The 331-nt window shown below is 52.3% G+C and carries 1 protein-coding gene; it reads left to right on the forward strand.

Annotated features, from left to right (window positions below; genetic code table 11):
- The coding region (locus tag FOT42_RS18230) for a hypothetical protein (RefSeq protein WP_192938452.1) at positions 1-331 on the forward strand (331 nt) is incomplete at both ends.

Raw genomic sequence — 331 nt, forward strand, 5'->3', positions numbered from 1 at the left:
CATCACCAATGACATACGGCCCGTGGCGGATGCAGGATTCGACGACCAGATATGTGATGCAACGGATTATATCGTGGCAGGGGCATCTGCAACGGGTTTTAACTCCCTTGTATGGACGCACAATGGCAATGGGACATTTGTCGATGCATCAATCCAAAACCCTACCTATAGGCCGCACTCCTCGGATATTGGAACAACCGTCACCCTAACTCTTACTGCTTCCAGTTCAGGAAGCTGCCCTCCATATGTCGATTCTATGACTCTTGCCATAACAAGGCAGCCCAATGCGGGCACTGACGGCAACCTGACCATCTGTGAGGGGGATGTCCCC

The organism is Flagellimonas hadalis, from assembly GCF_007785775.2.
In the GTDB taxonomy this organism is placed as follows: domain Bacteria; phylum Bacteroidota; class Bacteroidia; order Flavobacteriales; family Flavobacteriaceae; genus Flagellimonas; species Flagellimonas hadalis.